This window comes from Streptomyces sp. NPDC004658 (genome assembly GCF_040609555.1).
In the GTDB taxonomy this organism is placed as follows: Bacteria; Actinomycetota; Actinomycetes; order Streptomycetales; family Streptomycetaceae; genus Streptomyces.
The window spans coordinates 1-1,480 of record NZ_JBEXKG010000390.1; the positions used below are offsets into that span (position 1 = coordinate 1).

1 protein-coding gene and 1 pseudogene are annotated in these 1,480 nt (G+C 76.5%); one reads left to right on the forward strand and one right to left on the reverse strand.

Features of this window, described 5'->3' with window-relative positions:
• The coding region (locus tag ABZV94_RS41570; protein WP_356350301.1) for a hypothetical protein at positions 1–273 on the reverse strand (273 nt) is incomplete at its 3' end.
• A 245-nt stretch (positions 274–518) separates the two neighbouring features.
• Here ABZV94_RS41570 and ABZV94_RS41575 point away from each other — a divergent pair.
• Positions 519–1,480, forward strand: a pseudogene (locus ABZV94_RS41575) (FUSC family protein); the annotation flags it as partial.

The window sequence follows — 1,480 nt, forward strand, 5'->3', positions numbered from 1 at the left end:
TGCACGGCGACGGCCGGCCCGCCGGGACAGCGCCGGCCGGTCGGCCTCGCCGACGACGAAGCGGTCGTCCCGGTCGCGCGCCCGGCAGGACCCGCGCTCCACCGGGGGCAGACCGGCCGGCGCCCGGTGCCACGGCGCGGGCAGGGACGACGGCCAGGGCGCGCACCCGTGCACCTGCGCGCCGGGTCCCCGCGACCGCGCCGCGAGTCCCGCCAGGCGTACGACGCCCCCGCGCCACCCGTACATCGACAAAAGCGCACCCACTTCGTGCATCACCTGATTTCGTAGCGTCCTGGCCTCGGCCGGCAATTCTGCGCTACGGCGGGGGCCTTGCCGCAAGCCCCCCGGTGCGCTATACGTTGAGAGTGGCGGGGAGCGGCTGACTCCTCGCCTTCGTCATTTCGGCTCCGTCTTTTCGGCTCCGTCATTTCGGCTCCGTCATTTAGGCTCTCGCACCCGCGCCCCGCGGACACGGCCGGCCGACGCCGCCTGGCCGGCAAGGTGCCGGATGCCCTGCGGTGGGTGATTCTGTAGGGGTGTGGGGTGAGCGCGGTGCCCGGCTCCCGGCGGCCTACGCCGCCTCCGGCCGGCGTGCGCTGCGCGTGACACTCGTGGCCGCGGCGGGCTTCTACGTCTTCCGCTACGGCTTCGACCGCCCCGTGGCGGCGACCTACGCGCTGTTCACCGTGATCGCGCTGGGCGGTCTGGCCAGGATCCCCGGTACCGGACGGCAGCGCGCGGCGGTGACGGCGCGCCTGCTGCCGGTGTGCTGGGTGCTGGTGGCCGCCGGCACCTATCTGTCGGTGCGGACCTGGAGCGCGGTCGTCGGCATGCTGCTCGTCGGCTTCACGCTGGCCTTCGCCGCCGTCGGCGGACCCCGCCCGGCGGGCGCGGCTCCGGGCCTCCAACTCCTCTACATCCTCCCCTCCTTCCCGCCGTACGACCCCGGCTCGCTCGGCGACCGGCTGATCGGCACGACGACGGGGCTGGCCCTCTTCGTCGCGGCCGAGACGCTGCTGTTCCGGGAGCCCGCCCCCGTGTCGTACCGGGAACGGGCCGCCCGGGCGGCGGTGGTCGCCGGGCGGTGCGCGACGACGCTCGCGGCACACCGGGGAGCCCTGCCCGGCACCGACATCGTGGCGGCCCAGGAGGCGAGCCAGTCGCTGCGGTCGCTCAACGTGCCCGAGGCGGAGCGGCCGGCGGGGCCCGGGGTGCGCGCTCGCGCCCTCGCCCACACCGGCCTGGCCACCCGCACCCTGCTCGGCAGACTGGCCGAGCTGCCCGCCCTGCCGGAGCGGGGCACCGCTGCGGAGGTGACCGCCGTACTGGCGGCGGTGGCGCGCACGGCCACGGCGACCGCGAGCTGTCTACGGGCCGGCACGTCGCCCGCGGCACAGCAGAAGGAGCTGACCGCGGCACGCGCGGAGCTGTCCGCCGCGTCCGCGGGCCCTCCCGCCGCCCCGGCCGACGCCTGCCTGCC